The sequence below is a fragment of the Synechococcus sp. UW179A genome (assembly GCF_900473965.1).
GTDB lineage: Bacteria > Cyanobacteriota > Cyanobacteriia > PCC-6307 > Cyanobiaceae > Synechococcus_C.
In genome coordinates this window covers 78,397-105,005 of sequence record NZ_UCNJ01000010.1, presented here as the reverse complement: position 1 = coordinate 105,005, position 26,609 = coordinate 78,397, and the positions used below count along the sequence as shown (strand labels likewise).

The 26,609-nt window shown below is 55.1% G+C and carries 25 protein-coding genes and 1 tRNA gene; 17 read left to right on the top strand and 9 right to left on the bottom strand.

The genetic code is table 11. The features are described from left to right. Positions 1-85 (bottom strand): sigma-70 factor domain-containing protein (locus DXY31_RS04370; protein WP_137024894.1); only part of this gene is annotated, 85 nt, incomplete at its 3' end. A gap of 88 nt (positions 86-173) precedes the next feature. Here DXY31_RS04370 and DXY31_RS04365 point away from each other — a divergent pair. The 4 genes from DXY31_RS04365 (at position 174) to DXY31_RS04350 (ending at position 3,717) form a co-directional block, all read left to right on the top strand. Beyond that, positions 174-944, top strand: a complete 771-nt coding sequence (locus DXY31_RS04365) for a response regulator transcription factor (protein ID WP_114992477.1) — start codon at positions 174-176, stop codon at positions 942-944. Between the two features lie 83 nt (positions 945-1,027). Further along, on the top strand, positions 1,028-2,101 hold the full coding sequence (locus DXY31_RS04360; protein ID WP_244279532.1) for a cell wall metabolism sensor histidine kinase WalK: 1,074 nt from the start codon (positions 1,028-1,030) through the stop codon (positions 2,099-2,101). Positions 2,102-2,117: 16 nt separating this feature from the next. Beyond that, positions 2,118-2,846 carry a pseudouridine synthase gene (locus tag DXY31_RS04355; protein ID WP_114992473.1) on the top strand — a complete coding sequence of 243 codons (729 nt, stop codon included), beginning with the start codon at positions 2,118-2,120 and terminating at the stop codon, positions 2,844-2,846. A 7-nt stretch (positions 2,847-2,853) separates the two neighbouring features. Further along, positions 2,854-3,717, top strand: a complete 864-nt coding sequence (locus DXY31_RS04350; RefSeq protein WP_114992471.1) for a RodZ family helix-turn-helix domain-containing protein — start codon at positions 2,854-2,856, stop codon at positions 3,715-3,717. Here DXY31_RS04350 and malQ read toward each other — a convergent pair. Together malQ and DXY31_RS04340 are read right to left on the bottom strand one after the other, a co-directional pair. Next, positions 3,681-5,195 carry a 4-alpha-glucanotransferase gene (gene malQ, locus DXY31_RS04345; protein ID WP_114992469.1) on the bottom strand — a complete coding sequence of 505 codons (1,515 nt, stop codon included), beginning with the start codon at positions 5,193-5,195 and terminating at the stop codon, positions 3,681-3,683. The two genes, DXY31_RS04350 and malQ, sit on opposite strands and share 37 nt — an antisense overlap. A 33-nt stretch (positions 5,196-5,228) precedes the next feature. Continuing rightward, entirely contained in the window at positions 5,229-6,281 is a 1,053-nt protein-coding gene (locus DXY31_RS04340; RefSeq protein WP_371639081.1) for an NAD(P)-dependent oxidoreductase, read from the bottom strand. A gap of 53 nt (positions 6,282-6,334) precedes the next feature. On the opposite strand from DXY31_RS04340, the gene DXY31_RS04335 reads away from it, so the two are divergent. Next, positions 6,335-7,330, top strand: coding sequence for an LCP family protein (locus DXY31_RS04335; RefSeq protein ID WP_114992467.1), 996 nt, complete (start codon positions 6,335-6,337; stop codon positions 7,328-7,330). On the opposite strand, the gene DXY31_RS04330 is transcribed toward DXY31_RS04335, so the two are convergent. Beyond that, complete coding sequence (locus tag DXY31_RS04330; protein WP_114992465.1) at positions 7,269-7,799, bottom strand: hypothetical protein; 531 nt, start codon at positions 7,797-7,799, stop codon at positions 7,269-7,271. The two genes, DXY31_RS04335 and DXY31_RS04330, sit on opposite strands and share 62 nt — an antisense overlap. A gap of 96 nt (positions 7,800-7,895) precedes the next feature. On the opposite strand from DXY31_RS04330, the gene DXY31_RS04325 reads away from it, so the two are divergent. The 3 genes from DXY31_RS04325 to DXY31_RS04315 all read left to right on the top strand — a co-directional run bounded on the left by DXY31_RS04325 (position 7,896) and on the right by DXY31_RS04315 (position 10,702). After that, complete coding sequence (locus tag DXY31_RS04325) at positions 7,896-8,891, top strand: ribose-phosphate pyrophosphokinase (protein WP_114992522.1); 996 nt, start codon at positions 7,896-7,898, stop codon at positions 8,889-8,891. A 4-nt stretch (positions 8,892-8,895) separates the two neighbouring features. After that, complete coding sequence (locus tag DXY31_RS04320) at positions 8,896-10,053, top strand: glycoside hydrolase family 10 protein (protein WP_244279529.1); 1,158 nt, start codon at positions 8,896-8,898, stop codon at positions 10,051-10,053. A gap of 274 nt (positions 10,054-10,327) precedes the next feature. Then, on the top strand, positions 10,328-10,702 hold the full coding sequence (locus tag DXY31_RS04315) for a hypothetical protein (protein WP_206749791.1): 375 nt from the start codon (positions 10,328-10,330) through the stop codon (positions 10,700-10,702). A 532-nt stretch (positions 10,703-11,234) separates the two neighbouring features. Here the strand turns inward: DXY31_RS04315 and DXY31_RS04310 are convergent. Then, on the bottom strand, positions 11,235-11,975 hold the full coding sequence (locus tag DXY31_RS04310) for a hypothetical protein (protein WP_137024893.1): 741 nt from the start codon (positions 11,973-11,975) through the stop codon (positions 11,235-11,237). A gap of 323 nt (positions 11,976-12,298) precedes the next feature. On the opposite strand from DXY31_RS04310, the gene DXY31_RS04305 reads away from it, so the two are divergent. Next, a complete protein-coding gene (locus DXY31_RS04305) occupies positions 12,299-12,751 on the top strand; it encodes a hypothetical protein (protein WP_244279527.1) in 453 nt (150 codons plus the stop codon). A gap of 83 nt (positions 12,752-12,834) precedes the next feature. Continuing rightward, complete coding sequence (locus DXY31_RS04300) at positions 12,835-13,347, top strand: hypothetical protein (RefSeq protein WP_137024892.1); 513 nt, start codon at positions 12,835-12,837, stop codon at positions 13,345-13,347. Positions 13,348-13,785: 438 nt separating this feature from the next. Here the strand turns inward: DXY31_RS04300 and pepN are convergent, their stop codons facing one another. From pepN to DXY31_RS04280, 3 genes are all read right to left on the bottom strand, one after another. Further along, a complete protein-coding gene (pepN, locus tag DXY31_RS04295; protein ID WP_170953547.1) occupies positions 13,786-16,446 on the bottom strand; it encodes an aminopeptidase N in 2,661 nt (886 codons plus the stop codon). 398 nt (positions 16,447-16,844) lie between these two features. Beyond that, complete coding sequence (locus DXY31_RS16360) at positions 16,845-17,234, bottom strand: hypothetical protein (RefSeq protein ID WP_137024891.1); 390 nt, start codon at positions 17,232-17,234, stop codon at positions 16,845-16,847. A 526-nt stretch (positions 17,235-17,760) separates the two neighbouring features. After that, complete coding sequence (locus DXY31_RS04280) at positions 17,761-18,336, bottom strand: hypothetical protein (protein WP_114992450.1); 576 nt, start codon at positions 18,334-18,336, stop codon at positions 17,761-17,763. Positions 18,337-18,439: 103 nt separating this feature from the next. On the opposite strand from DXY31_RS04280, the gene DXY31_RS04275 reads away from it, so the two are divergent. Then, positions 18,440-19,591 (top strand): histidine kinase, encoded by a 1,152-nt coding sequence (locus DXY31_RS04275; protein WP_114992518.1) that lies wholly within the window; start codon positions 18,440-18,442, stop codon positions 19,589-19,591. Between the two features lie 41 nt (positions 19,592-19,632). Continuing rightward, positions 19,633-19,705, top strand: a tRNA-Glu gene (locus tag DXY31_RS04270). A gap of 117 nt (positions 19,706-19,822) precedes the next feature. Here DXY31_RS04270 and DXY31_RS04265 read toward each other — a convergent pair. Continuing rightward, entirely contained in the window at positions 19,823-20,368 is a 546-nt protein-coding gene (locus DXY31_RS04265; protein ID WP_244279525.1) for an SRPBCC family protein, read from the bottom strand. A gap of 141 nt (positions 20,369-20,509) precedes the next feature. On the opposite strand from DXY31_RS04265, the gene DXY31_RS04260 reads away from it, so the two are divergent. The 5 genes from DXY31_RS04260 to DXY31_RS04240 all read left to right on the top strand — a co-directional run bounded on the left by DXY31_RS04260 (position 20,510) and on the right by DXY31_RS04240 (position 26,579). After that, positions 20,510-21,820, top strand: coding sequence for an FAD-binding oxidoreductase (locus DXY31_RS04260; RefSeq protein WP_114992446.1), 1,311 nt, complete (start codon positions 20,510-20,512; stop codon positions 21,818-21,820). Between the two features lie 153 nt (positions 21,821-21,973). Continuing rightward, positions 21,974-23,497 (top strand): glucose-6-phosphate dehydrogenase, encoded by a 1,524-nt coding sequence (gene zwf / locus DXY31_RS04255; RefSeq protein ID WP_114992444.1) that lies wholly within the window; start codon positions 21,974-21,976, stop codon positions 23,495-23,497. Between the two features lie 45 nt (positions 23,498-23,542). Then, entirely contained in the window at positions 23,543-24,826 is a 1,284-nt protein-coding gene (locus tag DXY31_RS04250; protein WP_114992441.1) for a glucose-6-phosphate dehydrogenase assembly protein OpcA, read from the top strand. A 56-nt stretch (positions 24,827-24,882) separates the two neighbouring features. Continuing rightward, positions 24,883-26,277, top strand: a complete 1,395-nt coding sequence (locus DXY31_RS04245; protein ID WP_114992439.1) for a cobyrinate a,c-diamide synthase — start codon at positions 24,883-24,885, stop codon at positions 26,275-26,277. Beyond that, entirely contained in the window at positions 26,226-26,579 is a 354-nt protein-coding gene (locus tag DXY31_RS04240) for an acylphosphatase (protein ID WP_114992437.1), read from the top strand. Before DXY31_RS04245 ends, DXY31_RS04240 begins: the two co-directional genes overlap by 52 nt. The last annotated feature ends 30 nt before the right edge of the window (positions 26,580-26,609 follow it).

Here is a 26,609-nt window from a genome sequence, read left to right as displayed (position 1 = left end):
GGTGGCTCAGCAGCGGCACGCGGCCGATGTCGCGCAAGTAAGAACGCACCAGGTCCGCATCGGGTAGCAGGGACAAGGGCGCCATCGACTAATTACGAAACCTATCCGTTTCTTAATTTACCATCGTTTACAGATGTTCCCCGCTAGCAGACCAGAGAAGATCCATGGCCAAAATGGGGCCAATTCAACCGACCCAGGTGACCTTCGCCACCGCAAGCACCTCCGCCGCATCCAACAACGTCAGTGATGCTCACCTTCTGGTTGTTGAGGACGACAACTCCATCAGAGAGACCGTCAAGGAAGCGCTTAAAGCCGAGGGCTTTGATGTCAGTGCCTGCGGGAATGGAAGCGAAGCCTTGGCCATGCTCACCGGACCGGAGGCAAACAGCGTTGATGCGCTAGTGCTTGATTTGATGCTTCCAGGACTGGGAGGACTGGATCTCTGCCGCGAGCTCAGGAAGCTCAACAACAGCACTCCGATCCTTGTCATCAGCGCCAGGGACAGCGAAACCGATCGAGTCCTCGGCCTCGAGGTGGGTGCTGATGATTATCTGGTCAAACCATTCGGGCTCAGGGAGTTGGTGGCCCGATGCCGGGCCCTGCTGCGCCGCTCCCAGCGAATCAGCCCCGAATCCACAGACACGGATGACGTCATTGAACACGCCAACCTCTGTCTTTACTGCAAGGAATGCCGGGTGACGCGGAACGGAGAGGATCTCAGCCTTGCCCCCAAGGAGTACAAGATTCTGGAACTACTGATGCGCAACCCGAAGCGTGTCTGGAGCCGCGATCAACTGCTCGAACAAATCTGGGGCATCGACTTCGTCGGGGACACCAAAACCGTCGACGTGCATATCCGATGGTTGAGAGAAAAAATCGAGACCACTCCCTCCTCTCCTAACCACATCCGAACGGTGCGTGGATTCGGATATCGATTCGGCTGATTGATGTGAGTTCAGCTGCTTCGCTCATCCTTGGCATCACGGTCGGTGTGGTGAGCGGTTGGGCTTTGCGCAGCCGCTTCAATCTGAACGCCGGTTCGCGACGGCACTCAGCACAGATCTCGCCGGTGTTGTCCGGTCACTCGCTGAGTACAGCGCAACTGCTGGCCTGGATCGATGCAGCCACCCAAGGATGGCTCGTTCTCACACCGGATGTCACCATCGGTTTCATCAACTCAAGAGCGGAACGATTGCTGCAGTTCTCCAGCAATCGGCTCGTGCGCGGGCAGGCCCTCGACGAGGTTCTCAACGTGCCTCAGCTCGAAGAGGCGATTGTCAGCGTGCGGTATCAACAACGGCCGCAACGCTGTGAATGGGAACAGCAAGGAGTGCCTCTCGAAGCCATCGTTCTGCCCGGTTCGGACGAGTGGTTGCTGGTGCTCCTCCAGAACAGACAATCTCTGGAAGCACAGCAGGAGCAACAGGAACGCTGGGTGAGCGATGTCGCCCATGAACTGAAAACCCCTCTCACGGCCCTAATGCTCGTGAGCGATCGACTGGAAACAGCAGTCTCAGCCGATGACGCCATTCTTGTGGAGCGCCTGCAGAAGGAACTCAGACGTCTGCAATTGTTGGTGGAGGATTTGCTGGAGCTCTCCAGGCTGGAGAACATCCTTCCCCACGAGCAGGGAGGCTACACACCGGTCAATCTTGAAGAGCTGGTGGAAGACGCCTGGAACAGCATCCGTCCACTTGCTGATCAGCGCGAGGTGAGGCTCTGCATCAACACCCAAGAGCCAGGACCACTTCTGGGGGATCAACGCCGATTGCATCGAGCCGTCCTCAACTTGCTCGATAACGCCTTGCGCTTTTCGCCTCAGGGAAGCGCCGTTGACGTGAAGATCCTCCCCAGTGGTGGATGGTGGCTGGTCTGCGTCCGAGACCATGGCCAGGGGCTGAGTGAAAGTGATCTCAGCAACATGTTCCAGCGCTTTTACCGCGGCGACCCATCTCGGGCCCGCTCCCACCAAAGTGGCAGCGGCCTCGGACTGGCCATCGTCCAACAGATCGCCGTGAACCATGGAGGCCGAATTCAGGCCCGTAATCACCCTGACGGAGGCACATCGATTGAACTGTTGCTACCGCGCGGTGACCACTAAGTCACAATCGATTTGAATGCGCCAGCGACTTCAGAAACTGATGTCCGCCGCGGGGCACTGCTCCCGCCGCCAGGCAGAGGAACTGCTGCGCCAGGGTCGAATTCACGTCAACGGAACGATCGCAGCACTCGGAGATCAGGCTGATCCGGAAACAGATCTGATCTGCGTGGATGGGACGCCTTTGGCCATGGTGAATGCGGAGCGAGTACTGCTGCTCAACAAACCTGCCGGCGTGATCAGCAGCTGCCATGACCCTCAAGGTCGCGAAACCGTGCTGGACCTAATCCCCGCCGAGCTCCGGAAAGGGCTGCATCCAGTCGGACGTTTGGATGCCGACAGCCGTGGAGCTTTGTTGCTCAGCAACCAGGGAGAGCTCACCTTCAAGCTCACACACCCCCGCTATGCCCACAGCAAGACCTACAGGGTGACGGTGACCGGAACACCGGATCACTCGAAGCTGGAACGATGGCGACAAGGCATGCAACTGGATGGCTCTCGAACCCTCCCTGCCAGCGTGAAACTGCTCCACAGCAAGCGTGGACACAGCACCCTTGAGGTAATTCTGCGAGAAGGACGTAACCGGCAGATCCGCAGGATTGCCTCGCTGCTCGGTCATTCGGTACTCGACCTGCAGCGGATTGCAATCGCTGGACTGGCTCTTGGATCAACGGAAGAAGGATGCTGGCGCGAGCTATCCAGGCAAGAATGGCGAAGCCTGATCAGCTCTCAGGCAGGTGAGGCGTAAACCGGCCATGGCTTTGTTCAAACGTTCCCTCCCATGGCGCTGGCGTCGAAGGCGCCAGAGTGAAGCCAATCCAACGGATCAAGCGGCCAAAGAGGCCCCGCTGATCGAGGCTGGCCAACGTCTGAGACAGCACCGTGAACAACGCGGGCTGAGCCTGAGAGATTTATCGCGAGAGGTGCGCATCACCACGCCGGTGTTGGAAGCACTGGAGCGGGGCTGGTCAGACCGCTTACCGGAACCGGCTTACCTGGTAGCAATGCTGCACCGTTTGGAGCAATACCTCCAGCTCGAGCCCAACAGCCTGAGCGGAGCGCTGCCTGAAGACTGTTTTCAACAAAGATTGCCCCAAGATCAGCGGCGGACACGCTTCACGCTTGGAAGCATTGACATCTTCACCACCTGGCAGGGAAGCCTCGTTTACATCGTTGTCATCAGCGTGTCCTTGCTCGCGCTAAATCAACAGCAACGACAACTGGCGATCGATAACACCAAGGCATTCACTCCTGTTCCACTGAATCTTCAACAGGACTCCGATGCACTACTGCAAGGCCTACGGCCGCTCGCAGAGCTCAGATCGCAAAAGACGGCTGACTCCGTTGCAAAGCTGATTGACAACCAACCGCTGCCGGGCGTGCTTGAAGTCACCCTCAAGCAACCGAGCACCTTGACGCTCAGCAGTGAGGGAGGCGATCGCAGTTCTCTCAAAGGAGCAACCGGCACGCTCACCCTTCAGCTGCTGCCACCCCTTCAGCTCAGCGTTCAACCGGCACCCGCTGCAGGAGATGTTCGATGGGACGGGCTCCCCCAGAAAGCGCAGAACAATCAACCCGGGATCTATCGCCTTGACCAGACTTCAGCACGCAACCCATAACCCTGAAGTGCTCCTGCAACCGAGTCATCAAACACCGGTAGACGCCAACTCCAGTTGCCTTCAACCGTCCCGGGTGTATTGAAGCGGGCGACGTCATCCAGGTGCAGCAGGTCCTGCAGTGGTGCAACCACCAGCTGCGCCGTTGAAGCCATGCCCAGCTCGAGCAGCTGCCAGCCAGGGGCCTCAACCGGGCAATCAAGACAACTGGCCAAACGAGCACGGGAGTCGTCATCCAGCCTTTGCCACCAGCCCAAACTTGTTGGATTGTCGTGAGTTCCTGGATAGACCACCCATCCGGTGCCATGGATGTTGGAGGGCAGGTAAGGGTTACGAGGATTGCCATCAAAAGCGAACTGCAACACCTTCATTCCAGGCAGATGGAAATGATCACGCAGCTGCTCCACATCAGGAGTAATTACTCCCAAGTCTTCGGCCACCAGCGGTAAACGGCCTCCTGCATCTCGACGCAGACAGCTGAGCAACTCACGACCAGGAGAACGTCGCCAGGATCCGTTCATGGCCGTGGACTCCCCTCCGGGAACTGACCAGTAAGACGCCAGCGCACGGAAATGATCAAGCCTCAGGCGATCGGCGAGCTGCCACTGACGCCGCAGACGATCCCTCCACCAGCGAAAACCTGTGCTGCGATGTCGGGGCCAGCTGTACACCGGCGTTCCCCAAAGCTGTCCGGTCGCGGAGAAATAGTCAGGCGGAACACCACTTTGTTCTCGCAGCCTTCCATCCGCTGCAATCGAAAACAAGGCGCGATGGCTCCAGACATCAGCGCTGTCTCGGGCCACATAAAAGGGAAGATCCCCGAGAATTTCCACATCGAGTTCACGGGCAAGCTCGCGCAGCCATGTCCATTGCCGGCTCAGATGCCACTGAAGGAGCTCCTGCTCCAGAAGACGATCCTGATGCGCCTGGCGCCACTCGCCCAAAGCTGTCTGATCGTGAACTGCCAGCTCCTGAGGCCAGTCCCACCAGGGACGTCCCTGGTTCTGATCACGCAGCACCATGAAGGCTGCGTGATCCTGAAGCCAGCGGGATTGATCCCGTCGCCATCGATCAAAAGCCGCATGGTGAGCGTGCGACAGCTGGTCCCAGCGATGGCGCAGTTGCCTGGCCAAAGCTGCAGCCCGCCTGTCTGCGAGGGGGAAATCCAGTAGGGGTTCGGCTGCCTCAACACCCGGAAGAGCATCTAAATCACCAGGTTGAAGAAATCCCTGATCGCTCAGATCCTTGGCATCCAAGAGCCAGGGATTGATGGCAAAACTGGATGGAGAGCTATAAGGAGACCCGGTTCCATCCGGCGGTGACAGCGGCAACACCTGCCAGACGCCGATCCCGTTCTGCGCAAGGGCCTGGATCCAAAAGCGGGCAGGAGCTCCCAAACCTCCGCAGACAGGCGAACCTGGCAGGGCAGTCGGATGCAAAAGAACACCGACACGACGGCGCGGCAAAGAAGCAGCTGTCACGCGCGACTCGCTTTGAAAGTCAACGACACGACGTCAGAACAGAGCGGCATCACCGAGGTCCTGGCCGTCCATCCCATCACGCACAACGCGTTCAAAAAACTGCTCCAAAGTGTCGCTGCCATAGGAGGGCGTCGCTGCACTGTCGTATTGCTGACGCTGTTCGTCCCAGACAAGCATTGACTCCCCAGCGTAGTAGCGGCCGATCCTTCCAAATTCAGCCGTGTCCTCGAGTGAGGGAAACTTTCCGGATAGAAATTCAAGACAACCCACAGGAAGATCCATCAACGCAATCGGCAGGGAAATCATCCAGGTTTTTTTCCCTAAAGCCTTGAAAAGCAGTTCACCCTGCTGTCGAGCACTTAACGCCTCTCCAGGGCCTCCAATTGGCAAGATCTGGTTGATCTTGTCTTGATCAACCACGCAGTCACTGAGATAAGACGCCAAGTCAGACTCACTGATTGGCTTGCAACTTGCCAACTCACCATCTCCGAACATCACGTAAGGGGCGCCCTTGCGACAACTTTCAACCTGAGCTCCGAGGCTTTTGAAAAATGCTGTCGGGCGAACGATGGAATAAGTCACATCATTGCCATCGCGAAGCTCCGCCTCAAGCGCAAGCTTCGCTTTCTGAAATTCCAACAAAGGTTTTTGAACGCAGATCGCTGACAAAAGAACGAAATGCGAGAGCCCAGCCTTCTTTCCCTGGCGATAAGTGTTGAGTGTGGCCTGATAATCGATGGCCCATGAATCCTTGCGACCGCCGGTACGTGACGCGAGGCAGCTGATCACCACATCCACTGGCTGATCGAAAGCATGGCGAGCTAGAGAGTCGGAATTGGTAACGTCACCGAAGCGAACCTCCGCGCCAGGGAAATTCGCTTTCACGCTCTCCTGATCTTGGCGGCCGCCCACACCACTGCGATCACGGGCGAAAGCCACGACGTTGTAACCGCGCGTGATCAGCTCTTTCACCACAAAACGACCGATATATCCGGTCGCACCAAAGACCACAACACGCACCTTGTCTGGCGAACGATTACGGAAGTCGTCGTTCAGAAGCATGGCCATTGGGTCGACACCTTCCATTATTCGCTTAGAACCAGGCGAGACTGAGACTCAGTTCTGGAGGATCCGGCGCAATGAAGGACGAGGGACCAACGGGTGATCCTTCACCGAGCCGATTGACGCGATGGTTCGGAAGCCATCCATTTAGAACAGTTCTGAGAATCGCCACTGCTCTTGCAGGAGCCAGCCTGATCGCTGGAGGGCTTGGTTTGATCTGGCCGAAACCCGACCCGATGGCAGCTGAACCGCCTTCGGCGGATGATCCCGCCAGCCTGGCGCCACTTCCCGAGCGTCCGGTCATGGTGCTGGTGGTGGGCATTGATGCAGATGGAATCAATGATCCAAACAACAATGCCGCGCCCAACGGACCAGCCAATGCCGACAGCCTGATGCTCGTCCAGGTCAGCTCCAGCGAACCCGTCCAAGTGCTGCAGCTTCCGACAGAACTCGCGGTGAATCTGCCGGGGCGCAAAACGCTTCAGTCGTTAGCTGATGCCTATCCGGTTGGCGGCGTAGCCCTTACAGCTGATGTGATTGCTGAAGTAGTCGGATTGAGGGAGGGGGAACCAGACCGATTTGTAGTGATGCCGCGACAGGCACTTCGCAGCCTTGTGGATGGACTGGGTGAGGTGGAAGTCATCCTCAATCAGTCCTATGAGCACAAGGACAAGACCCAGAACTACAGCGTGAACCTTCAGGCGGGGCGGCAAACGCTGAACGGCAGCCAAGCGGAACAACTTGCGCGCTACAGGCCTCAGCCCAAGAATGATCAAGCACGGCGCACCCGACAGCAGAGTCTGTTGAAGGGGATCCACGAGCAGCTGAATCAACCGAATGCCGTCGCCCTACTGCCCGCAGTGATTGGCGAAGTGAGCGCCCAGATGGAAACAGATCTCACTCCTCTTGAGATCATGAGCCTGACAGCGGCGGCACTCAGCAGCGCTCAGCCCCCTGTGATCAGTCAACTGGAACTCAGCCCTCGCATCGGGAAACAGGTGATGCGGGAACTCAAGCCGAACCAGCCGCTTCCCCTCTGGCCAAAACCCCCTGACGATGCTGCAGACAACTGATCAGCCCTCTTGGGTCATCATCAGGGCCCTGCAGACATCCACACCAGGGGAGACCGTCATGGCGTCGTGCAGGCGCATCCCATTCGCCGCCAAGTTGGACTAACCCCAGCAGGGAGAGGTTGAGCTCCCGAGCGAAAGCCACAGAAGCTGGAACAATCCCACTAAAGCGACCATCAGGTCGTGGTTGAGCCAGCATCAGCACAGGAACTCGCCAGGCCGCCAGAGCTTCCATCCAGCTGCCTTCTCCGCTTTCGTCCACCCCAACGTCACCACTCAAACGAAGCACGGTCAACGGGCTGGAAGCGCTGGTTTTAGCAGTCAGTTCGCTGAGCAGTGAGTGGGGCGATAGGCCACAGCCTTCTTCCATGAGGCCAGCTCCAAACTCGGCGGCGAGGGAGCTACAGGCTGCGGACATCTGCAACTCAGGCAGTGCACCGGCGCCGATGACAACCAAAAGGGTCTGAAACATCCAGGCAGGTTAAAAGAACCGGTTGAGGAAATGCCCAGGGTGAATGGGACCATGCACCTCTACGATCGAACAACCAGTTTCTCGTTCGCGGGCATCGTGACCGGATTCCTGACTGCAGCCCGCGCCGAACAGGAAAAGATTCAGCACGACACTCGGCGGCTGCGACTTTTTACCGGAACGTCAAACCCTGCGCTTTCGCGTGAAATCGCGGCCTATCTCGGCGTACCGGATGGTCCAAGAGTCTGCAAACGCTTCGCTGACGGGGAGCTCTACGTGCAGATTCAGGAATCCATTCGTGGCTGCGACGTCTTCCTCATTCAGCCTACTTGTGCTCCTGTCAACGATCACCTGATGGAGCTGCTGATCATGGTGGATGCCTGTCGTCGCGCATCCGCCCGTCAGGTCACCGCTGTCGTGCCGTACTACGGCTATGCCAGGGCTGACCGCAAAACAGCAGGCCGCGAGTCGATCACCGCGAAACTAACGGCCAACCTGCTGGTGACCTCCGGTGTTGACCGTGTACTGGCGATGGATCTCCATTCCGCTCAGATCCAGGGCTACTTTGACATTCCCTGCGATCACATCTACGGCTCTCCGGTTCTTGTCGACTATCTATCTGATCAGGATCTAGGCGAGGTGGTGGTGGTGTCGCCTGATGTAGGGGGAGTGGCCCGCGCCAGAGCCTTCGCCAAACAGATGAACGATGCGCCACTGGCGATTATCGACAAGCGGCGCACAGGTCACAACATGGCCGAAAGCCTCACAGTGATTGGCGATGTGCAGGACAAAACCGCCATCCTCATCGACGACATGATCGATACCGGCGGCACAATCTGCGCCGGTGCTCGCCTTCTGCGTGAAAAGGGAGCGCGTCGTGTGATCGCCTGCGCCACCCATGCCGTGTTCTCGCCACCTGCGGCGGAGCGTCTCTCTGCTGACGGTCTGTTTGAGCAAGTAGTGGTAACTAACTCGATTCCAATCCCTTCAGACCGTGTGTTTCCGCAGCTCCAGGTACTCTCGGTCGCCAACATGCTGGGCGAAGCGATCTGGCGTATTCATGAGGAGAGCTCCGTCAGCTCGATGTTCCGCTGAACCCGTGACCAGAGCTCGAAAGCAGCTTCGCCGAAAGATCACAGGGGTGGTCGCTGGGTTGCTGAGTTTCTGCGCTGCAGCTCCGGCATCAGCCCAGCTGCCCTCCGTTCAACCCAAGCGCACGCTGGGAGTGTGGCTGACCAACAGCCCAAGCCGTCTCTATTACGACCGTCAAACTCTTATCCAGGCAATGGATGAACTGAAGGCCGCAGGGTTCAATGCCATCTATCCCAACGTGTGGAGTCGCGGTACAACCTTTCATCGAAGTCGTTTCGCACCGGTTGAACCAGCCTTAAAGAAAGCCGGACTTCAACTCGACCCCATTTGCACCCTGAGTGAACAGGCGCGCCAACGCGGGATGAAGGTCATCCCATGGTTTGAGTACGGACTGATGGAGCCAGCTAATTCTGAGATCGTGCGTCAACAGCCTGAGTGGGTCTTAGCTCGAGCTAACGGCAACACCGTCATGAAAATGCACGGCAAGAACATGGTGTGGCTCAACCCAGCCCATCCCGAGGTACGCGAACGTTTCATCGGCCTGGTGGTGGAGGTGATGAAACGCTGCCGGATGGATGGTCTCCAACTGGATGACCACTTCGCATGGCCGGTGGAACTGGGATACGACCCATTCACCGCTGCTTTGTATGAAACACAAACCGGATCACCTCCGCCCAAGGATCACACCAATCGCTATTGGATGACCTGGAGACGTCGTCAACTGACAGGCCTGCTGAGGGAACTACGAGAACGATTGGAAAAGGAAGCACTCCCTCAACGCATCAGCCTCTCGCCGGGACCTTTTCGCTTTGCTTACAACCACTGGCTTCAAGACTGGGAGCTGTGGGCAGTTGGAGAATTGATTGATGATCTCGTTGTGCAGAACTATGCCTATTCACTCAAGGGATTTGCCAAAGATCTCAATCAACCTGCATTGCGTAAAGCCCGTCAGTGGGGATTACCCGTTCAGATTGGAGTTCTTGCTGGTTTCGGAAAAAGAACTACACCAATCCCTGTACTTGCTGAAAAAAAGCGCCTCAGCAATGAGCAAGGTTATGGAGTAATTTACTTTTACTGGGAAGGGTTATGGGGCAAACATAGCGGAAAAGAAGGTTCTAAGTTTCGTCAAGATGCCTTCCAAAGGCTAGGTTCCATGAGCCAATAAACGTCAATTTAGTATTAATGAACGAGGTATTTTTCAGGGTTCGATGAGCAGCGATTATGCAACCGTCCAGCTGCATCGTGAGTAGCGACCACCTTGCAACGCCATTGCCTACTTACAGTGTGAGAATCAAATCTCGCATCTCAAGGGACGACAAATCACCCATCACATCCAAAGAAGACTGATGCTCACTCTTGATCATGTACACACTTGACGCTGACTCATGATTCGCCATCTATCCATAGGGTTAATTACTTCTGTCGTGAGCTTCTCCTCATTGCCTCTGATAGCACTGGAAGAACATAAAGTATCAAACATTTTTTACTTCGAATGCAGAGGCAAGAGAACGCAAGGCTCTGGCACTGCAACAGGATTCCCAATGAACCATCCAGTCCATGTTCAATACAAATTGGATCTGGGTGCATCAACACTGACAGAGGTTGATATCGATACTGATAAATTATCTGCTGGAAAGGAGCCTATTGATATTAAAATCTATGGGAAAACACTTACTACAAAATTCCACAATAAAAAAATAAAGAAAGATTATGAGATTCAGATTCGCGGAGATGATCGCCTTTTCTCAATAACTATATTTCCATCCAGCGGATTTAACCCTGACGCTTGGTATGGACGATGCACCAATAGCTAATCCCTCTAAACCATTACCAACTCATTCATCACGAACAAGCCCGCAGAGAAGGAGCTAGCAACCAAGGCAAACGATCAGATTGTGCACAAAGGGCAGTACCACTTAACATCCCACGACCAATCTCTGTTAATAACCAGCACAGAATTCTAAATGAGACAAAGGTGATCAAAGCGGTAGATGAATGCAGGGAAATTGACGCATCGACACAGGATGAAGCAGCAGAGAAGCTTGACTAGAAATGTCCCTCAGAGCTTGTGCACTAAGTTATCAAGATAATCTCTATAATCCTCTAATAGCCTCAAAGAGGAGGCAAGAAGCTTGGAAACATTCTCCCCAGTTCTTTCAGTCGATGATACTCACACATTCCCTCCAACATATTGATGGTGACATCAACATCACTGGTGATAGATGGTGGTAGGTATTGAAAGCTGCTTTGTGGGCTTTTAGGGTGATTGAACCAATAAAAAACCCAGCACTTAGCGGGATTTTTATGAACACTTTGGCAATCACCAACCGATGTATAGTTCGTCAATCATATGGAAGGCACCTGTTCTGGAATCACCCAGCTGCCGACATTTGCATTAATACCAGCTGTGAATAGTTGATCGTCTGTAACAAGCTGATCAGTTAAGAGTGGAGCAAATACGTCTGCCTCAAGCGCAGTAAGTGTTTCAGGTTTGGAATTGAAATCTGTGTCGGGAGTATTTTCAGATAAATCTCCATAATTAGATTTCACTTTGATCGTGATACCGATGTTGATGACAACCTTGTAATCAGCATTCTCGCCAGTAATAGGATCAACTTGACGCAGCTCAAGGTCTGGGTCAGGAGCTTCAGAAGGCTTTTGAACTAATTCCAACTTTTTGCGAGGCTTAATTCGTGTAGGAGAGTCTCCCATCTTTTCTTTCCACCTTTCATAAAGTTCACGAACAACTCGACCAGTCAGCTCGTCATCCTCATCTTCATCATGAGGATGTGACGTGAGATGCAATCCACCTTGATGACCCACGGCTTTAGTTTCTATAACTGATTCTGCAACATCCCAATAGGGAAAACGGCCAATTGGTTTTGAATCTAAATTTCCCATAGCATCAACATCAGAAGCGTTCAAAAACGCTGTGTCAACTTGATCGGCGTATCTCCCCTCTGCTTCTTTCAACGAAGCTTGCTTATGCCCCTCTGCCGACATCGCTTGCCTCTCCTCATGGGGTAGCTGAGCCCACTTTTCCCATGGATATGGGTTTGCATTAGACCATTGATTGGAAGTCGTCATCGCTTTCAGGAGTAAATGTATGGGAGTGCAGCCCCCTCGACTCCTTCAAGATCACAGCCCTTCTGATGAATCCCGCTACATGACTCTGGTGCGGAATCCGCGGGGTTCTGGTGAACATCTGGTGAATAGCTCAGACCGAGGTCTGATCATGTTCTAAGCGGAGACCAGCATTCTTGGTCAAGCAATCTAGACGGCTGCTGCGGTGGTGAGATTCGTTGAAAACTGGCCTGAACTGTTTTCCTGCCGGGTGAAAGCCTTAAATTCAAACAATGAAGGATCCGACTCTCATTGTTAGAAAGCTCATTAGCGAGCTTCGCGACGAGATGTCGGATGCTGCACGGGAACTGCGTAACAGAGCCGCCTGGGATTTGCAGTGCCCTGTGATTGTCATTGATGCCAGAGAGCATCCCAAACGAGTTCTGAAAACTTCAGTACGAGGTCTCACAGGAACCATCAGCACAAGCAACGTGATCGACAATCCACTGCTGCGCTCTTTTCTGGCGCGTTACAAGCAGGTTGGCGCCGAAGAAGCCCTTGACGAATTCATGCATGGACCGGAAGCAAAACACTTCTCCAGGCTCTGGGATCGCTATTGCGATGAACGCCATCGGCATGGAATCGCTGTTTGGTCGTATTCCGAAGCAGCTAAATTCGCTCTCAAGTCGAAGCAGTGTTTCGAAAAAGGGGAGATTGCATGCGTCGCCATCACGGAGGGGAATGAGACAGAAGATCACGGCGTACTCACCTTCTCTGTCGATTCCAACTGGCTCTCCTGAGTGCAGCGATCCACCAAGCTGAATGCTCTTTCGAGAGAATTGAACAACGACTCCCTCCGAATCGGACTAAACCAAGAACGCTCATGTCATCGAATCGAGCCCGTCTGGACGTCTTAGTTGCTGAATGCCGGGAGACATTCGTGCAAGCAGCAATCAAGCTCAACGCTGTAAGAGCCTGGGATTTCTCCTGTCCTTGCGTCGTTCTCGATGGTCGCGCAGATGAAATCAAAGCCGTAGTGATCGGCGTCGGCAGCATTGGCAACGTGGTGCCGACATCAGCCGCAATCGACAGCCCCGAGGTCAAAGAATGGCTTCGCATCGCAACGGAGAAAAGTCCCGAAGTGGCATTCACAGAGCTTCTCAATGGCGATGAGGAACGCGCCAAACGGTTTAACGAGGCTTACGAACTGCTGATTGAGGAACGTCGAACCGGAATCAAAGGCCTTTGGTCGACCGATGATCTCTGCTCGTTTGTATCCAGAAGTCAAGCGGCGTTCCCCAAGGCCATCAGTGCCATTGCACTCTTACCAGGGCAAAAAGGTCAAAGTCACAGCATCCTCACGTTTGAGAGTGACATCACATCTCTACTAAGTTAAATAATAAAAATCCCCATTCTGCTTTGAACTAAGAATCCAATTCGCAAGACTTGCTTTTATACATACTGAACTCCTTAAAGACAGCTTCTGCCTCGTAGAAATCTTTATCTTGTCTCAAAAGGTAGAGATGAGACTTCCACCATTCCCAGGTGTCTTCATGAATATCTTTCTTCAGGAGATCCTCCAGAACTTCGTTGCTCATGCCTCCCTCGCGAGTTACTGCAAGCTAGAGAGCATCATTCGCGAGTCAATTGAGTTTCACAGGGCGTAACGCGGTGGTCCTTAACGATTCAATGTCTGGCACCCGCTCAGAATGAAAAGTGACTGTCGCAGCCTGATTCACAAGCCTGAAGAGGCAGAGGTGCAGACCACGACGAGGTTGAATTGAACTGACCAGGCTCAACTCCGGCTGCTCAAACAAAACAAGTCGATCGCGTTTCAGGCTTCCATCAACGTCACCACTTCACGAGTGTTTGTGGACAGATCCGCTTTAGCCAATGTTGACAATGCCCGCTTCACGGCGGCCTGACGTTCGCTGCCGTAGGTGCGCCAACGACTGAACACCTTGGCAAGCCGCGACGCTGTGATGGCGTTGCGCTGATCAACAGCGATGATCTGCTCAGCCATGAACTGATACCCGCTGCCGTCAAGAGCATGGAAAACACGTGGATTGCCCACTAGCCCACCCAGAACGGCACGCACGGAATTGGGCGCCATGGGGTCATAACGGGGGTGTTCCAACAAGGCAGCAACCCGTTCAAGGGCATCCGCTCGCGGTGTTGAAGCTTCCAGCGAGAACCAGGTGTCAAAAATCACAGGACGCTCTTGCCAGCGATCATGGAACGACTGCAAAGCCTGATCGCGCTCAATACAGTCGATTGGCTGCAACGCCCGAAGACCAGCACGGGCCAGCGTCATCGAGGGGCCTTGCACAGCCTGAGCGGCATCAGAGCGCGCCATTGAATCACCAGCAGCAGCAAGCCAACTCCAGATCAGACCTGTGAGCTGGCGCTCACCCTGGCCGGCAGGCCAAACCTGATCCAGGCTGGACGCAACGCCATCCAATCTGAACCTCAGCAAAGGGGCCAGCTGAGATCCAAGCTGCTCTCTCAGTTCACAGGCCGCTCGTTCGAGCGCAGGGGGGTCGGCTTCGCTCTGCAGCGACTCCAGTTCGGCTGGACCGGGAAAAGCCAAAAGAGTGGCCAATACGGCAGGGTCCTGTTCTCCACTATCAGCAAGCAGCTGGCGAAGGGCATCCAGCATTCTTGACTCCAGTTCTGACTGAGGCGTTCCTGCAGCACGGGGAAGGATCAAACGCTTCCACAGCTGTTGGCCGGCATCCCAGCGCGCAAAAGCATCGTTATCCCCAGCAAAGAGCGCGAAAAGATCGTCGATGGCCTGGCCGGCATCCCAGGTCACAGGAGCTGAAAAACGACGAAATAAGGAGAGCACCGGTGGCTGCTCAGCAGGGGGCAAACCTTCCAGGACGATGGTCTTTGCCTCCTGATCGAGCACCAACAGCCGTTCCTCTCCGGCACATCCATTGGGTTGCAACACAGACCAGAGAACAGGGATGACCAGCGCTTGCTTCCATTCTTGCCCTGGAGTGGGGGCCGTGGATTGCTGCAGCGTCAGGCTCAAGCGTCCGGCTGCGCCATCCCAGAGGGATTTCACAGCCACATGAGGGGTTCCCGCCTGGAGGTACCAAAGTCGAAATTGCTCAACATCAAAGCCAAGAGGCTGACCATCAGCTCCAGCACCATCCACAATCGCCGCAACAAAATCCTCTGTTGTGGCGGCTTCTCCGTCGTGACGCTTGAAAAATAAGCTCATACCCCGCATGAAACGCTCAGGCCCCAGCAGAGTCCGCAACATACGAATCAGTTCTGCCCCTTTTTCATAAATCGTGGTTGTGTAGAAATTATCAATTGCTTGGTAGGAATCTGGCTTCACCGGATGGGCTGTTGGACCAGCATCTTCACGAAACTGCGTGTTACGAAGCATCGCTGCATCTTCAATTCGCTTCAAGGGTTCGGAATGAAGATCAGCGGTGAAGCATTGATCACGAAACACTGTGAGACCTTCCTTGAGCGACAACTGAAACCAATCGCGACAGGTGATTCGATTACCAGACCAGTTATGAAAATACTCGTGTCCAACAACACTTTCAATCCGCTCTAATTCACCATCTGTTGCAGATTCAGCATCAGCGAGAACCAGCTTTGAATTAAAAATATTCAAACTTTTGTTCTCCATTGCGCCCATATTGAAGTGGCGCACTGCAACGGTATTGAATTCATCAAGGTCGTACTCGAGTCCGTAAACGGACTCATCCCATTCCATCGAACGCTTCAACGACGCCATGGCATGGGCCGTGAACGGCTCATCACCTGCTTCCACATGCAGGCGCAGAGTCACCTTGCGCCCGGAAGCCGTCACGTAATGGTCCCTGATCTCACGCAGGTCACCAGCCACGAGAGCGAAAAGATAGGAGGGCTTTGGGAACGGATCTTCCCAGACAACCTCATGCCGGGAGTCATCGGCTAAGAGAGCCGAAGCACTGATTTCATTTCCATTTGAAAGCAGCACTGGAAACCGTGTTCGATCCGCCTCAATCCGAACCCGATAGCGACTCAGAACATCAGGACGATCTGGATGGAAGGTGATACGTCGAAACCCTTCGGCCTCACATTGAGTTGTGAGCATTCCGCCGCTTTCATAAAGGCCTTCCAGAGAAGTATTGGCCTGGGGATCAAGACGACTAACAGTTGTTAACGTGAATGGCTGAGTAGGGGGTTCAAATATTTCCAGCTGCTCATGATTCAAGTGGTAAGAACTGGACGCCAGCGGTTGCCCGTCGAGAGCGATTGAAACCAATTCAAGGTCAACTCCACGCAAGATTAATGGTGTAGTTGCCCTGGTTTCGGCAGGCTCTAGGTAGAGATTGGCCGTGACCAAAACCGAATCAGGCTGATGAACCACCACATTCAGCTCAATCCTCGGAATAGCGAAAGGGAAAGGCCGGTAGTCAGACAGGCGCTTGGGTGGAGCAACCCCCGCCAGGCTGGTGGTCGACTCAGAGGATGCGGTGGAAACCATGGACAGCTCACTCTCCTTTGATCCTGGCTCGCCCGATCAACAGATGGCGGGAGGGAAAACCTCACCAGTCAGTGGACATCTGAGTTTTAGCGCCGAATTGGCAACGACAGGAGCTGAGCTGATGGATCGGGGTCTGAAATCAAGTAGGCCTGAGATGATGACCAATGGATATGGCGGGTGCGCTCGAATGTATCCAGCTCAGATCTGCGATGCATTCAACATGCTGGGGCGCAACGACCCCTCCAGAAATCATCACGCGAAGCAATTTTCTGCAAGCCAATCTCAACTTCCAAATGAATAAGAAGGGATTGACTTGTCGATTGATGTCTCCCAACCAACCCAATCAAAGGACCTAATCCCAACCCCAAAAAATCGGAACAGATCAGGTGAACCAATGGTCAGCTTCCAGACTGAGACTTCAGCAGCTTCTCTGCTTTTGTAACCTCTTTCTTGTAATCCTGTGGCAAATCTTTGCCACAACGGACTCCTACAACAGGCAACAATTGCATCGCCAGGCCATTCGCAACCTCCTCAGGCGTCAAAGCCTGTCCGTTTTTGACGCCTGAAATCTTGGAACCGTTAACTTCCTTGATGTAGCTCACCATTGGAACCATGTTTGCCTGCATTGCAGTCAAGAATGGAACCTTGCTTTTCGACAAAATGCACATGTTGATCGAAGCGATTGAAACCATTCGCTCGATTTCGATCGCTGTCGCCGGGGATGTCGCTCCACCTGCCCCTTGAGCGAACGCAATGGAAGTATTGAGAGGAAGCGCTGCGAGAAGCAAAACAGTTCTGAACGCCTTCGGAAGACTGGGACGGGGGATACGCACTGAAAGACTTAGGGGAGCGGCACCATGCTGCCTCATACCAGCTAAAAATGGCTAGCTACTTGTTGCGACAAGATCAATCCCAGACCAACAGCTGAACTGCTCAAAACCTGGGCCATTCAGTGTTCCCAGGTCGAGAACAGAACAAACCTGGTTGATGTATTGGTCACTTGCGACCCACATCAAGCCACTGAAAGCCCATCAAGCTTTGATGCCTAGCTAATCAGAAGCCAACGTCTCGCTGAACAGGTAACACGTGACTGATTGACTCCACCGGGCTGGTTTGGATCAGATGACAAGCCTCTGCAACAAGTCTGTGAGGCTTCGTCGAGCCATGTTCAAGACCCCAGCGAGATCCCCAAAAACCAAGCCCTTCAAAGATCAAGAGGACATTCGTTAGAGGACATCTGTCATCAGAGAACCACGAATGTCACAGCCAACAGGTCTGGCTAGGACTGCGCTAGGAAGCCGAATACAGAACAACTCAATCCGAGTCAATCGGAGCCGAAGCATCTTCAAGGCGGGTTTCGTGGTGATGTTCCACGATTTCCAAATCACCTTTTTGCCAGCTGTAGATGGCGCGCGATCGGAAACGATCTTGATCAATCAGCCGTGTATATTCCTGGACATCCCAATCGAGGTAATGCGATTCGAACACCACCTCGTGTTCATCCACCTGACGAATCCTCGTTCGCGACTCGACTTCTTCGAGGTAGGCACGACTGCGCAGCAACTGGTGTCCCATCAGGGTTGCTTCCATCACCCCTTCACGCTGATAACGGGGTTTGCGATCAAAGAAATCTGTTTCGTGCTCAGGCCACCAGCTCATGCGGTAGTGAGGCTTGCCTACCCGTGATTCCGCAAAGATCTCAACCCGGATCATCATGTCCAGGAACAACACCTCCTCATTTTTAAAAACGTATTGACGTCGTGAGCGCCAAAGGCCAAGGTTTCGCGCAAACCAACGCCTGAGATTGCTGTCGAGATAAACCCGCTGCGAAGCAGGAGACTCACCATCCGGGGGTGGAGCACCACGGCTTTCAACAGGAAGAAGGGCCATGCGAAGTCCTGACTGACAACAGTCTGTTCAAAATCGTCTTAGCGGTTCTGCTGACCTTTGCAAAAACCCATAAGGTAAGGCTCATCTTTTGGAGCAACACCTGGTGGGCGGGATCGATCCCACACCACGTCAGCAGCTGACTCTGCTCCTGGTCGCAGGTCGTCACCATCTCTCCAGCGGGGATCTGCGTTCGCTGATCCAGTTTCTGGAACAGGAGGACTGCGGATTTGACGTGACACTCCAGTTAGCTGATCCTGTCGAGCACCCGGAACTGCTGGAACTTCACCGGTTGGTTGTCACACCTGCCCTGGTGAAGCTGCAACCCATGCCAAAGCAGGTCTTTGCAGGAAGCAGCATTTTCCAGCAACTTCGCGGCTGGGTACCTCGATGGCAGCAGGATGAGGTCGTGAGCGGACTGGGCCTGAGCCTGAAGCCCACAGAACTCGACGGGAGTCGTACCCAGCGTGAGCTGCAACTGGAGGATCAGTTATTGGTTCTGCGGCAGGAGAATGAAACGCTGATTGATCGCCTGCAATCTCAAGAACGCCTTCTGAGAATGGTGGCCCACGAACTTCGCACGCCCCTAACAGCAGCGACGCTGGCACTGCAGAGCCAGCAACTGGGTCAGATTGATTTCAATCGATTCCGCGACGTCCTGAAGCGACGCCTCGACGAGATCGCCCTACTCTCCAAAGATCTGCTGGAAGTGGGAAGCACACGCTGGGAAGCTCTTTTCAACCCCCAGCGACTGGATTTGGCCAGCATTGCCGCAGAAGCCATCCTTGAACTGGAAAAGCTCTGGCTCGGCAGGGACGTAACCATCAACACCGACATTCCGGCAGATCTGCCGCTCGTCTTCGCAGATCAGCGGCGCATGCGTCAGGTGCTGCTCAATCTTTTGGAGAACGCGCTCAAATACACCCAGGACGGCGGCACGATTGCACTGGCCATGGTGCATCGCACCAGTCAATGGGTGCAGGTGAGTGTCAGCGACAGCGGTCCTGGCATCCCAGAAGCAGAACAACAACGCATTTTTCTAGACCGTGTGCGACTTCCCCAAACCTCAGGAGGAACATCTGGCTTTGGAGTAGGGCTCTCCGTTTGCCGACGAATCGTTGAGGTTCATGGTGGACGCATCTGGGTTGTCTCAGAACCAGGAAAAGGAGCCTGCTTCACCTTCAATGTGCCTGTCTGGCAAGGACAAGGACAGGAGAACTTGATCACTGCCTTGACGGAGGGTCAGTCGGAACCGTAATTTCATTTGGTGCCCGGGAGAACACCTGAGAGCACGGCCTCGCCCCCATCGTCTAGAGGCCTAGGACACCTCCCTTTCACGGAGGCGACAGGGGTTCGAATCCCCTTGGGGGTATTGATTGATTTGCTTTGCTTTGCAACACATCCATTCTGTGGATGTTTTTTATGACAATTGATCATCATTTCAGGGCCTCATTTAAGGACCTAAAAAAGCTCAAACAGAGAGAACCTTTTAGGCCTCAGTGAAACGTCGGATAGTTTCTTGCTCAACCGCGAGAAGGTTGTCATTGAGGTCTTGCCGCAGACGTTGTTCGATCAGTGCAATTGGCATTCCCAGACATCCCTGAACTGTGAGCTCGTACAGCACAAGAGTTTGATCAGGAACAGCCTGCAAACGCCAAGCGCCTTCGAAACGACGAAAATCACCTTTCAACATTCTGAACTGGAGCAATCCTTCTGGACGATGCTCCATGAGTTCAAGCTTCACTTCAGCCGAGAATTTGAGGCCTAAAACCAGTTGCTGACTGCCGACCTGAGCGAGAGTCACTCGATTTCCAGCACGCTCAATCAGCTTGCTGCTGCTGAGATTGGGGATGAATTTGCTAAGTCCTTCGTAGTCAGTGAGCACCTGCCAAAGGTGGTCCACTGTCTGATCGGTTCGCAGCTGAACAGCCAAGCGACGAACGCCCTGAGGCAGACGCTCGATGGTCTGCTCAATCGTCTGCTGACGGCCTCTGGTTGCTCGCTGAAGAGTCGGCAAGGAGTCGGCGAAGTTCAACCTGAAAAAGGTAACAACGAAATCCTAATGAAAGTCAGGCTGAAGGCCAGACCGCAATCTGATGTGAGGGTAAGGACGACTTGGGCTTGCTCTTGATGACACGACTATGATCGCGCGATCTTTCAAGGGAACAGACATTCCATGCGTGTCAGCTCGGCGGGTACCAGCAGCTACAACGAACGGATGTTCACGCTGGTCGTTGTCTGGCTGCAGGCCGGCAAACACCTTCGATCAGAAGAGCGAATCACCGTCTCCTACGACCGCCTGCAAACCACTGTTCAAACCATTAATGGCAGAGGTGGCCGGATTCAGTCTGTGATTCCAAACAATGAGCCGATTCACGTAGGTGCGCAGGCTACAAAAGCTACAAATGCTAAGGCTGTTGCTGCCAAGGCTTCTTCCTCAAAGGCTTCCGCCTCCAAGGGTTCAGCCAAGCAGGCTGAAAAATCGGTAGCCGCAAAGGCTCCCGCAAAGCCTGCTTCCAAAGCAGCTGCATCCAAAGCTCCCACCAAGCCTGTAACCAAAGTGGATGCTTCCAAGGCTCCTGCAAAGTCCGCTCACCAATCGGTTCCTGTCAATCTCTACAAGCCCAAAACTCCTTTCGTCGGAACCGTTCTCGGCAATTACAGCCTTCTGCAAGAAGGGGCTATTGGACGCGTTCAGCACATCACATTCGACCTCAGTGGTGGTGACCCCCACCTCGAGTACGTCGAAGGGCAGTCGATCGGCATCATCCCCGAAGGAACTGACGCAAAAGGCAAGCCCCACAAGCTTCGTCTCTACTCAATTGCCAGTACTCGCCATGGAGATGACATGGCAGGCCAGACTGTTTCCCTCTGCGTCCGACAGCTCGAATACCAGAACGAAGCCGGCGAAGAAATCAAGGGTGTGTGCTCCACCTATCTCTGCGACATCAACCCTGGAGACAAAGTCAAGATCACAGGCCCAGTAGGCAAAGAGATGCTTCTTCCTGAGGATGAGGAAGCCAATGTGATCATGTTTGCTACTGGTACCGGCATCGCCCCAATGCGGACCTATCTGCGCCGCATGTTTGAAGCCACTGAACGTGACAAAAATGGTTGGACGTTCCGAGGCAAAGCGTGGCTTTTCATGGGTGCTCCGAAGACTCCTAACCTCCTTTATGACGACGATTTCGAGAAATATCAGGAGGAGTTTCCTGACAACTTCCGCTACACAAAAGCGATCAGTCGCGAGCAGAAAAACACCAAGGGCGGTCGCATGTACATCCAAGACCGTGTCCTGGAGCACTCCGATGAAATCTTCTCGATGATCGAAGATCCCAAGACGCATGTCTACATGTGTGGTCTGCGTGGAATGGAACCCGGCATCGATGAGGCCATGACAGCTGCTGCAGCCTCCAAGGGGTTGGACTGGGCAGAGCTACGTCCTCAGCTGAAGAAAGCTGACCGTTGGCACGTCGAGACTTATTGAGTTTTCAGAGTCAGATCAGGACAAAAGCCCACCGAACGGTGGGCTTTTTTTTGTTTGGGTTGTCCCGAGACGACGACAAAACATGGCGGGATGTTCTGGAGCACTGTCAGCGCGGGGATTCCTGGTTAAACCTTCGTCAGAGCTTTCGGTGTCATGAGCGCAACGATGACAAACCCGCTGAGGGTCGGCCTGCGTCAGGAGCGAGTGATCGCCCCCCAATGCTTGGTGATCTTCGGCGCAAGTGGTGACCTCACGCATCGCAAGTTGGTGCCAGCGTTGTTCGAGCTGTTTAAACAGCGCCGCCTGCCAAGTGAATTCGCATTGCTGGGATGTGCCCGACGCCCATGGAGTGATGAGGAATTCCGCCAAAAGATGGCAGAAGCCATGGAAACCACGGTCAATGAAAACCGTGCGGCCTGGGAACAGTTCTCAGCAGGAATGTTCTACGAACCGGTGGATCTTCAGAAACCTGAAGATCTGGTGAAGCTCGGTCACCGACTCGACGAGATCGACAGATTGCGAGCCACCCGCAGCAATCGCACCTTCTACTTATCAGTTTCTCCGAAGTTTTATGGCAGCGGTTGCCGTGCTCTGGCCGACGCAGGCTTGCTGAAGGATCCGCAACGTAGTCGTGTTGTGATTGAAAAGCCCTTCGGCAGGGATTACGGCAGTGCTCAGAACCTGAATCGAGTCGTACAGAGCTGTGGACAAGAAAATCAGATCTTCCGCATTGACCACTATCTGGGCAAGGAAACAGTCCAGAACATCATGGTTCTGAGATTTGCCAACACCATCTTCGAACCGATCTGGAATCGGAACTACATCTCAAGTGTTCAGATCACAGCTGCTGAAACGGTCGGAGTTGAGGAACGGGCCGGCTACTACGAAACATCAGGAGCCCTCAGGGACATGGTGCAGAACCACCTGACCCAGATGCTGGCGATCACAGCCATGGAAACGCCTGGGCGCTTTGATCCTGAAGCGATCCGCAGTGAAAAGGCGAAGGTTCTTCAGGCAGCACGGCTGGCAGATGAAAACGAACCCTGGAACTGCTGCATCCGTGGTCAGTATGGCCCGGGTGGGACCCAGGACTCACCCTTGCCCGGCTACCGCCAGGAGCATGGTGTGGATGCCAACAGCACGACAGAAACCTATGTGGCGATGAAACTTTTCATCGACAACTGGCGGTGGCAGGGCGTGCCCTTTTATGTGCGCACAGGCAAACGACTGCCCAAGCGCCTCAGCGAAGTGGTGCTCACCTTCAGGGAAGCACCGGTACATCTTTTTGATGCCGCCGGAGGAGGTCCAACCGCCAATCAACTGGTGTTGAGAATTCAGCCCGATGAAGGTGCTGAATTCCGTTTTGAAGTGAAGTCTCCGGGTTCCGGAATGCGTAGCCGACCTGTCGAGATGGAATTTTCCTACGACGAATCGTTCGGAGAACCATCCGATGAAGGCTATGTCCGCCTGCTGGCCGACGCCATGCTCGGCGATCCCACGCTGTTCACTCGCAGTGATGAGGTGGAGGCAGCCTGGCGTCTCTATACCCCTCTTCTGGAGCTGATTGAAGACAGCCCCTGGCAGCTACCGATCCACCCCTATGAGTCAAGAACTTGGGGGCCCGCTGCATCTGATGCTCTTCTTGCCCGTGATGGCTTGCTCTGGCGTCGTCCCTGACCAGATCCGACTGACCACAACCTGTTCTCATTAACTGGCTGCACCATGTCCCCCCAGCTCACGCTTCAAACCCCTCTCGAACTGCCGCCCTCTGAAGTACCTGGCTACCTAGAGCAACTCTGGTCGCGGGACCAGCCCAACAACGTCGGGGCCCACACCTTCTGCCTACTCGTTTGGCAACCGGCCTGGGTTGAACAGCAGCTGGTGCGCACCGGTCGCCTGGATGGACCGATCACCGGAGTGCAGAGATCGCAGCTGATTGCCGCAGGACGTCAGGCAGTCGTGGATGGCGATCTGCCCATCAGCACGCCACCGCTCACAGAAGCCGTGGCGACTTGTCTCAGCCAAATGGATGGAGGTCATACCAGCGAGGATCTTCGAGGTCAGCATGTGGATGCAGCTCTCAGCAACTTGCGCCCTCGGCGACTGATCACGCTGGCTCCAAGCCTCGATCCAGAACAGCCCCTTGAAACCCTGGTGGCGGCCTACTGCCCGCTTCCAGAAGAAGGTGGTGGAACGGTCGCCTGCGGGGATGTGGTGGTGTTGCGTGGAGGCAAACCTGCGCTGCAGCAGGGCCTCACAATCCTTGATCCTCTGTTGCCGGAAGAACTCCCCTCCTGGGTGTGGTGGAACGGAGCCCTCGATGAAGCCCCTGAGCTGCTGCAGCAACTTGCCAGCTCACCGCGACGGCTGATTATCGACTCCGCCCTGGGAGAGCCTGGTTTTTGCCTCAACCTGCTGGCCTCCAGGATCGAAGCAGGGCAGGCGGTTAACGATCTCAATTGGCTGCGCCTTGGCAGTTGGCATCAAACCCTGGCCATGGTCTTCGATCCACCGCATCGCCGCGATGCCCTTGGTCACGTGGTTCAGCTCGATATTGATGTCGAAGGCGACCATCCAGTCCAGGGACTGCTTCTTGCATCCTGGATCGCCGACCGTCTGAGTTGGCAGCTGCAGCACACCGAGCGCAACTCTGACCAGAGCATCAGCGCCAACTTCAAGCGCACTGATGGAACTGATGTTCAGATGCGCGTGTCGCCGGTTCCCATGGGGCAACCGAGCATTCATCCCGGTCAGATTGTGGGGCTGCGCCTGATCTGCAAGCCGGACAACCAGCCTGCGATCTGTGTGATTCTCTGCGCTGAGTCCGGCGGCTGCATGCGGCTAGAAGCTGGAGGCATGGCCAGCATGGAGTTGATTGAAGAAGTCGTTCCGGTGCAACATTCCCCAGTGGAGGCGGATGTTTCTCGCCAGCTAGAAGGCGGCCATGACTCCACCAACCCTTTGCTCGCTTCAGCGGCCCCTCTGGCTGCCAAGCTGATCAGCTGAATCCCCGCTGAGCGGGGTCTCTACTGTCGCCCCGCTCAAACATCTCCGCTCACACCATGGCCTGCGTGATTGCTGCTCCGGCCAGCGGCAGCGGAAAAACCCTGCTCAGCCTCTGCCTGATTGCCTGGGCCCGCCAACTTGGCAACAGTATTCAGCCCTTCAAGGTCGGACCCGACTATCTGGACCCGCAGCTGCTTTCGCTGGCGGCGACACAGCCCTGCAGAAATCTTGATCTGCCCCTTTGTGGCGAGGACTGGGTCCAGCTGAGTTTCAACGGTTACGGCGGGCGTTCTGACATGACCCTGGTTGAGGGCGTGATGGGACTGTTCGATGGCATTGGAGCCAGCTCCGAGGGAAGCACCGCCGATGTGGCCGTGACCCTGGGCCTTCCGGTGGTGCTGGTGGTGGATGCCGGAGGTCAAGCCCGCTCTCTCGGAGCCCTGGTTCAAGGCTTCAGAGATCTAGACCCACGCCTCAACCTGGCTGGCGTTGTGCTGAATCGTGTGAGCAGTCCCAGGCATCGGGAGCTGCTTGAGGAGGTACTCACGGCGATCGGCGTGCACTGCCTGGGCTGCCTGCCGGACGATCCGAGCCTGGAGCTGCCAAACCGGCATCTGGGTCTTGCTCCCGCCCATGAACTCAGCTGCCTTCAAAAGCGACTGGGGCGCTGGGCTTCTCTGGCGGAGCAGCACCTCAACATGGGATCGTTCCGCACGCTCCTGCAGGCACCCAAGCCCGGACCGGACCCAGTTCAAAGCGTCTTCTCTCCAGCGCTGGAAACCACACAACAACAATCTCTGCCGGTGGCCGTCGCACAGGATGAGGCCTTCCACTTCCGCTACCCCGAGATGCAGGAGTGCCTGGAGCTGCTAGGGATGCCGGTGCTGCCCTGGAGTCCCTTAAGCGATGCCGCTCCACCAGCGGAGGCGACAGGCCTGATCCTGCCAGGAGGATTCCCGGAGCTGCATGCAGACCAGCTGAGCGAGTGCAAGACAACCTTCTCAGCGCTGCACGCATGGATTCGCGATAAGCCGATCTACGCCGAATGCGGAGGGATGCTGCTGCTGGGTCGAGGTCTGGCCGGACCAGATGGAACTCTGCAGACGATGGCTGGTCTCTTGCCGTTTGAAGCCAGACGAGGGCAGCTACAGGTGGGCTACAGACTGATGGAGGCAAGGTCCGACAGTCTGTTGTTGCGCAAGGGTGAAAGGCTCAGGGGCCATGAGTTCCACCGCTGGGAACTGTGCAGTGAATCAGATGAAAGCGTTGGCAGCCTGGGGGCGCTGTGGCAGGTTGAAGGTTGGAAAGTGAGGCGCAGAGCAGAGGGATGGAACCTGCCCAATCTCCACGCAAGCTGGGTCCACCTCCATTGGGCAGGATCCTCGACGATCCCCTGCAGATGGCGCGCCGCGCTCGACTTCGCGGTGAAGCGGAACGTCGCCGCTTTGTGACCCGCAACTCCCGACAGCGCTCTGTCACCCTTCAGGAACGCTGGCGTTTTCTGGTGGAGGGGACCGTTCAGGGTGTTGGCTTCCGGCAGGCCTGTCGAAGACGTGCTCTGGAACTAGGTCTCAGCGGTTGGGTCCGAAATCTGGATGACGGCAGAGTGGAGGTGCAAGCCGAAGGCGATCAGCTTCCCCTCAACGAGCTGAGACTTTGGTGTGAACAGGGTCCAAGCGAAGCGAGAGTTCGTCATGTGAGGCCCTGCCAGATACCGATCACCGGTGCCGACTGGTTCGAGATCCGTCACTGATAACAAGCTCGCAAGCGGTTGCAGACGAAG

What these genes read in the sequence shown, in the direction of transcription:
- DXY31_RS04365 (WP_114992477.1), top strand. Translation starts at nt 174, where the DNA reads ATGGGGCCAATTCAACCGACCCAGGTGACCTTCGCCACCGCAAGCACC.
- DXY31_RS04355 (WP_114992473.1), top strand. Translation starts at nt 2,118, where the DNA reads ATGCGCCAGCGACTTCAGAAACTGATGTCCGCCGCGGGGCACTGCTCC.
- DXY31_RS04350 (WP_114992471.1), top strand. Translation starts at nt 2,854, where the DNA reads ATGGCTTTGTTCAAACGTTCCCTCCCATGGCGCTGGCGTCGAAGGCGC.
- DXY31_RS04340 (WP_371639081.1), bottom strand. Translation starts at nt 6,281, where the DNA reads ATGGAAGGTGTCGACCCAATGGCCATGCTTCTGAACGACGACTTCCGT.
- DXY31_RS04335 (WP_114992467.1), top strand. Translation starts at nt 6,335, where the DNA reads ATGAAGGACGAGGGACCAACGGGTGATCCTTCACCGAGCCGATTGACG.
- DXY31_RS04330 (WP_114992465.1), bottom strand. Translation starts at nt 7,799, where the DNA reads ATGTTTCAGACCCTTTTGGTTGTCATCGGCGCCGGTGCACTGCCTGAG.
- DXY31_RS04310 (WP_137024893.1), bottom strand. Translation starts at nt 11,975, where the DNA reads ATGACGACTTCCAATCAATGGTCTAATGCAAACCCATATCCATGGGAA.
- DXY31_RS04305 (WP_244279527.1), top strand. Translation starts at nt 12,299, where the DNA reads ATGTCGGATGCTGCACGGGAACTGCGTAACAGAGCCGCCTGGGATTTG.
- DXY31_RS04300 (WP_137024892.1), top strand. Translation starts at nt 12,835, where the DNA reads ATGTCATCGAATCGAGCCCGTCTGGACGTCTTAGTTGCTGAATGCCGG.
- pepN (WP_170953547.1), bottom strand. Translation starts at nt 16,446, where the DNA reads ATGGTTTCCACCGCATCCTCTGAGTCGACCACCAGCCTGGCGGGGGTT.
- DXY31_RS04280 (WP_114992450.1), bottom strand. Translation starts at nt 18,336, where the DNA reads ATGGCCCTTCTTCCTGTTGAAAGCCGTGGTGCTCCACCCCCGGATGGT.
- DXY31_RS04260 (WP_114992446.1), top strand. Translation starts at nt 20,510, where the DNA reads ATGCGTGTCAGCTCGGCGGGTACCAGCAGCTACAACGAACGGATGTTC.
- zwf (WP_114992444.1), top strand. Translation starts at nt 21,974, where the DNA reads ATGAGCGCAACGATGACAAACCCGCTGAGGGTCGGCCTGCGTCAGGAG.
- DXY31_RS04250 (WP_114992441.1), top strand. Translation starts at nt 23,543, where the DNA reads ATGTCCCCCCAGCTCACGCTTCAAACCCCTCTCGAACTGCCGCCCTCT.
- DXY31_RS04245 (WP_114992439.1), top strand. Translation starts at nt 24,883, where the DNA reads ATGGCCTGCGTGATTGCTGCTCCGGCCAGCGGCAGCGGAAAAACCCTG.
- DXY31_RS04240 (WP_114992437.1), top strand. Translation starts at nt 26,226, where the DNA reads ATGGCGCGCCGCGCTCGACTTCGCGGTGAAGCGGAACGTCGCCGCTTT.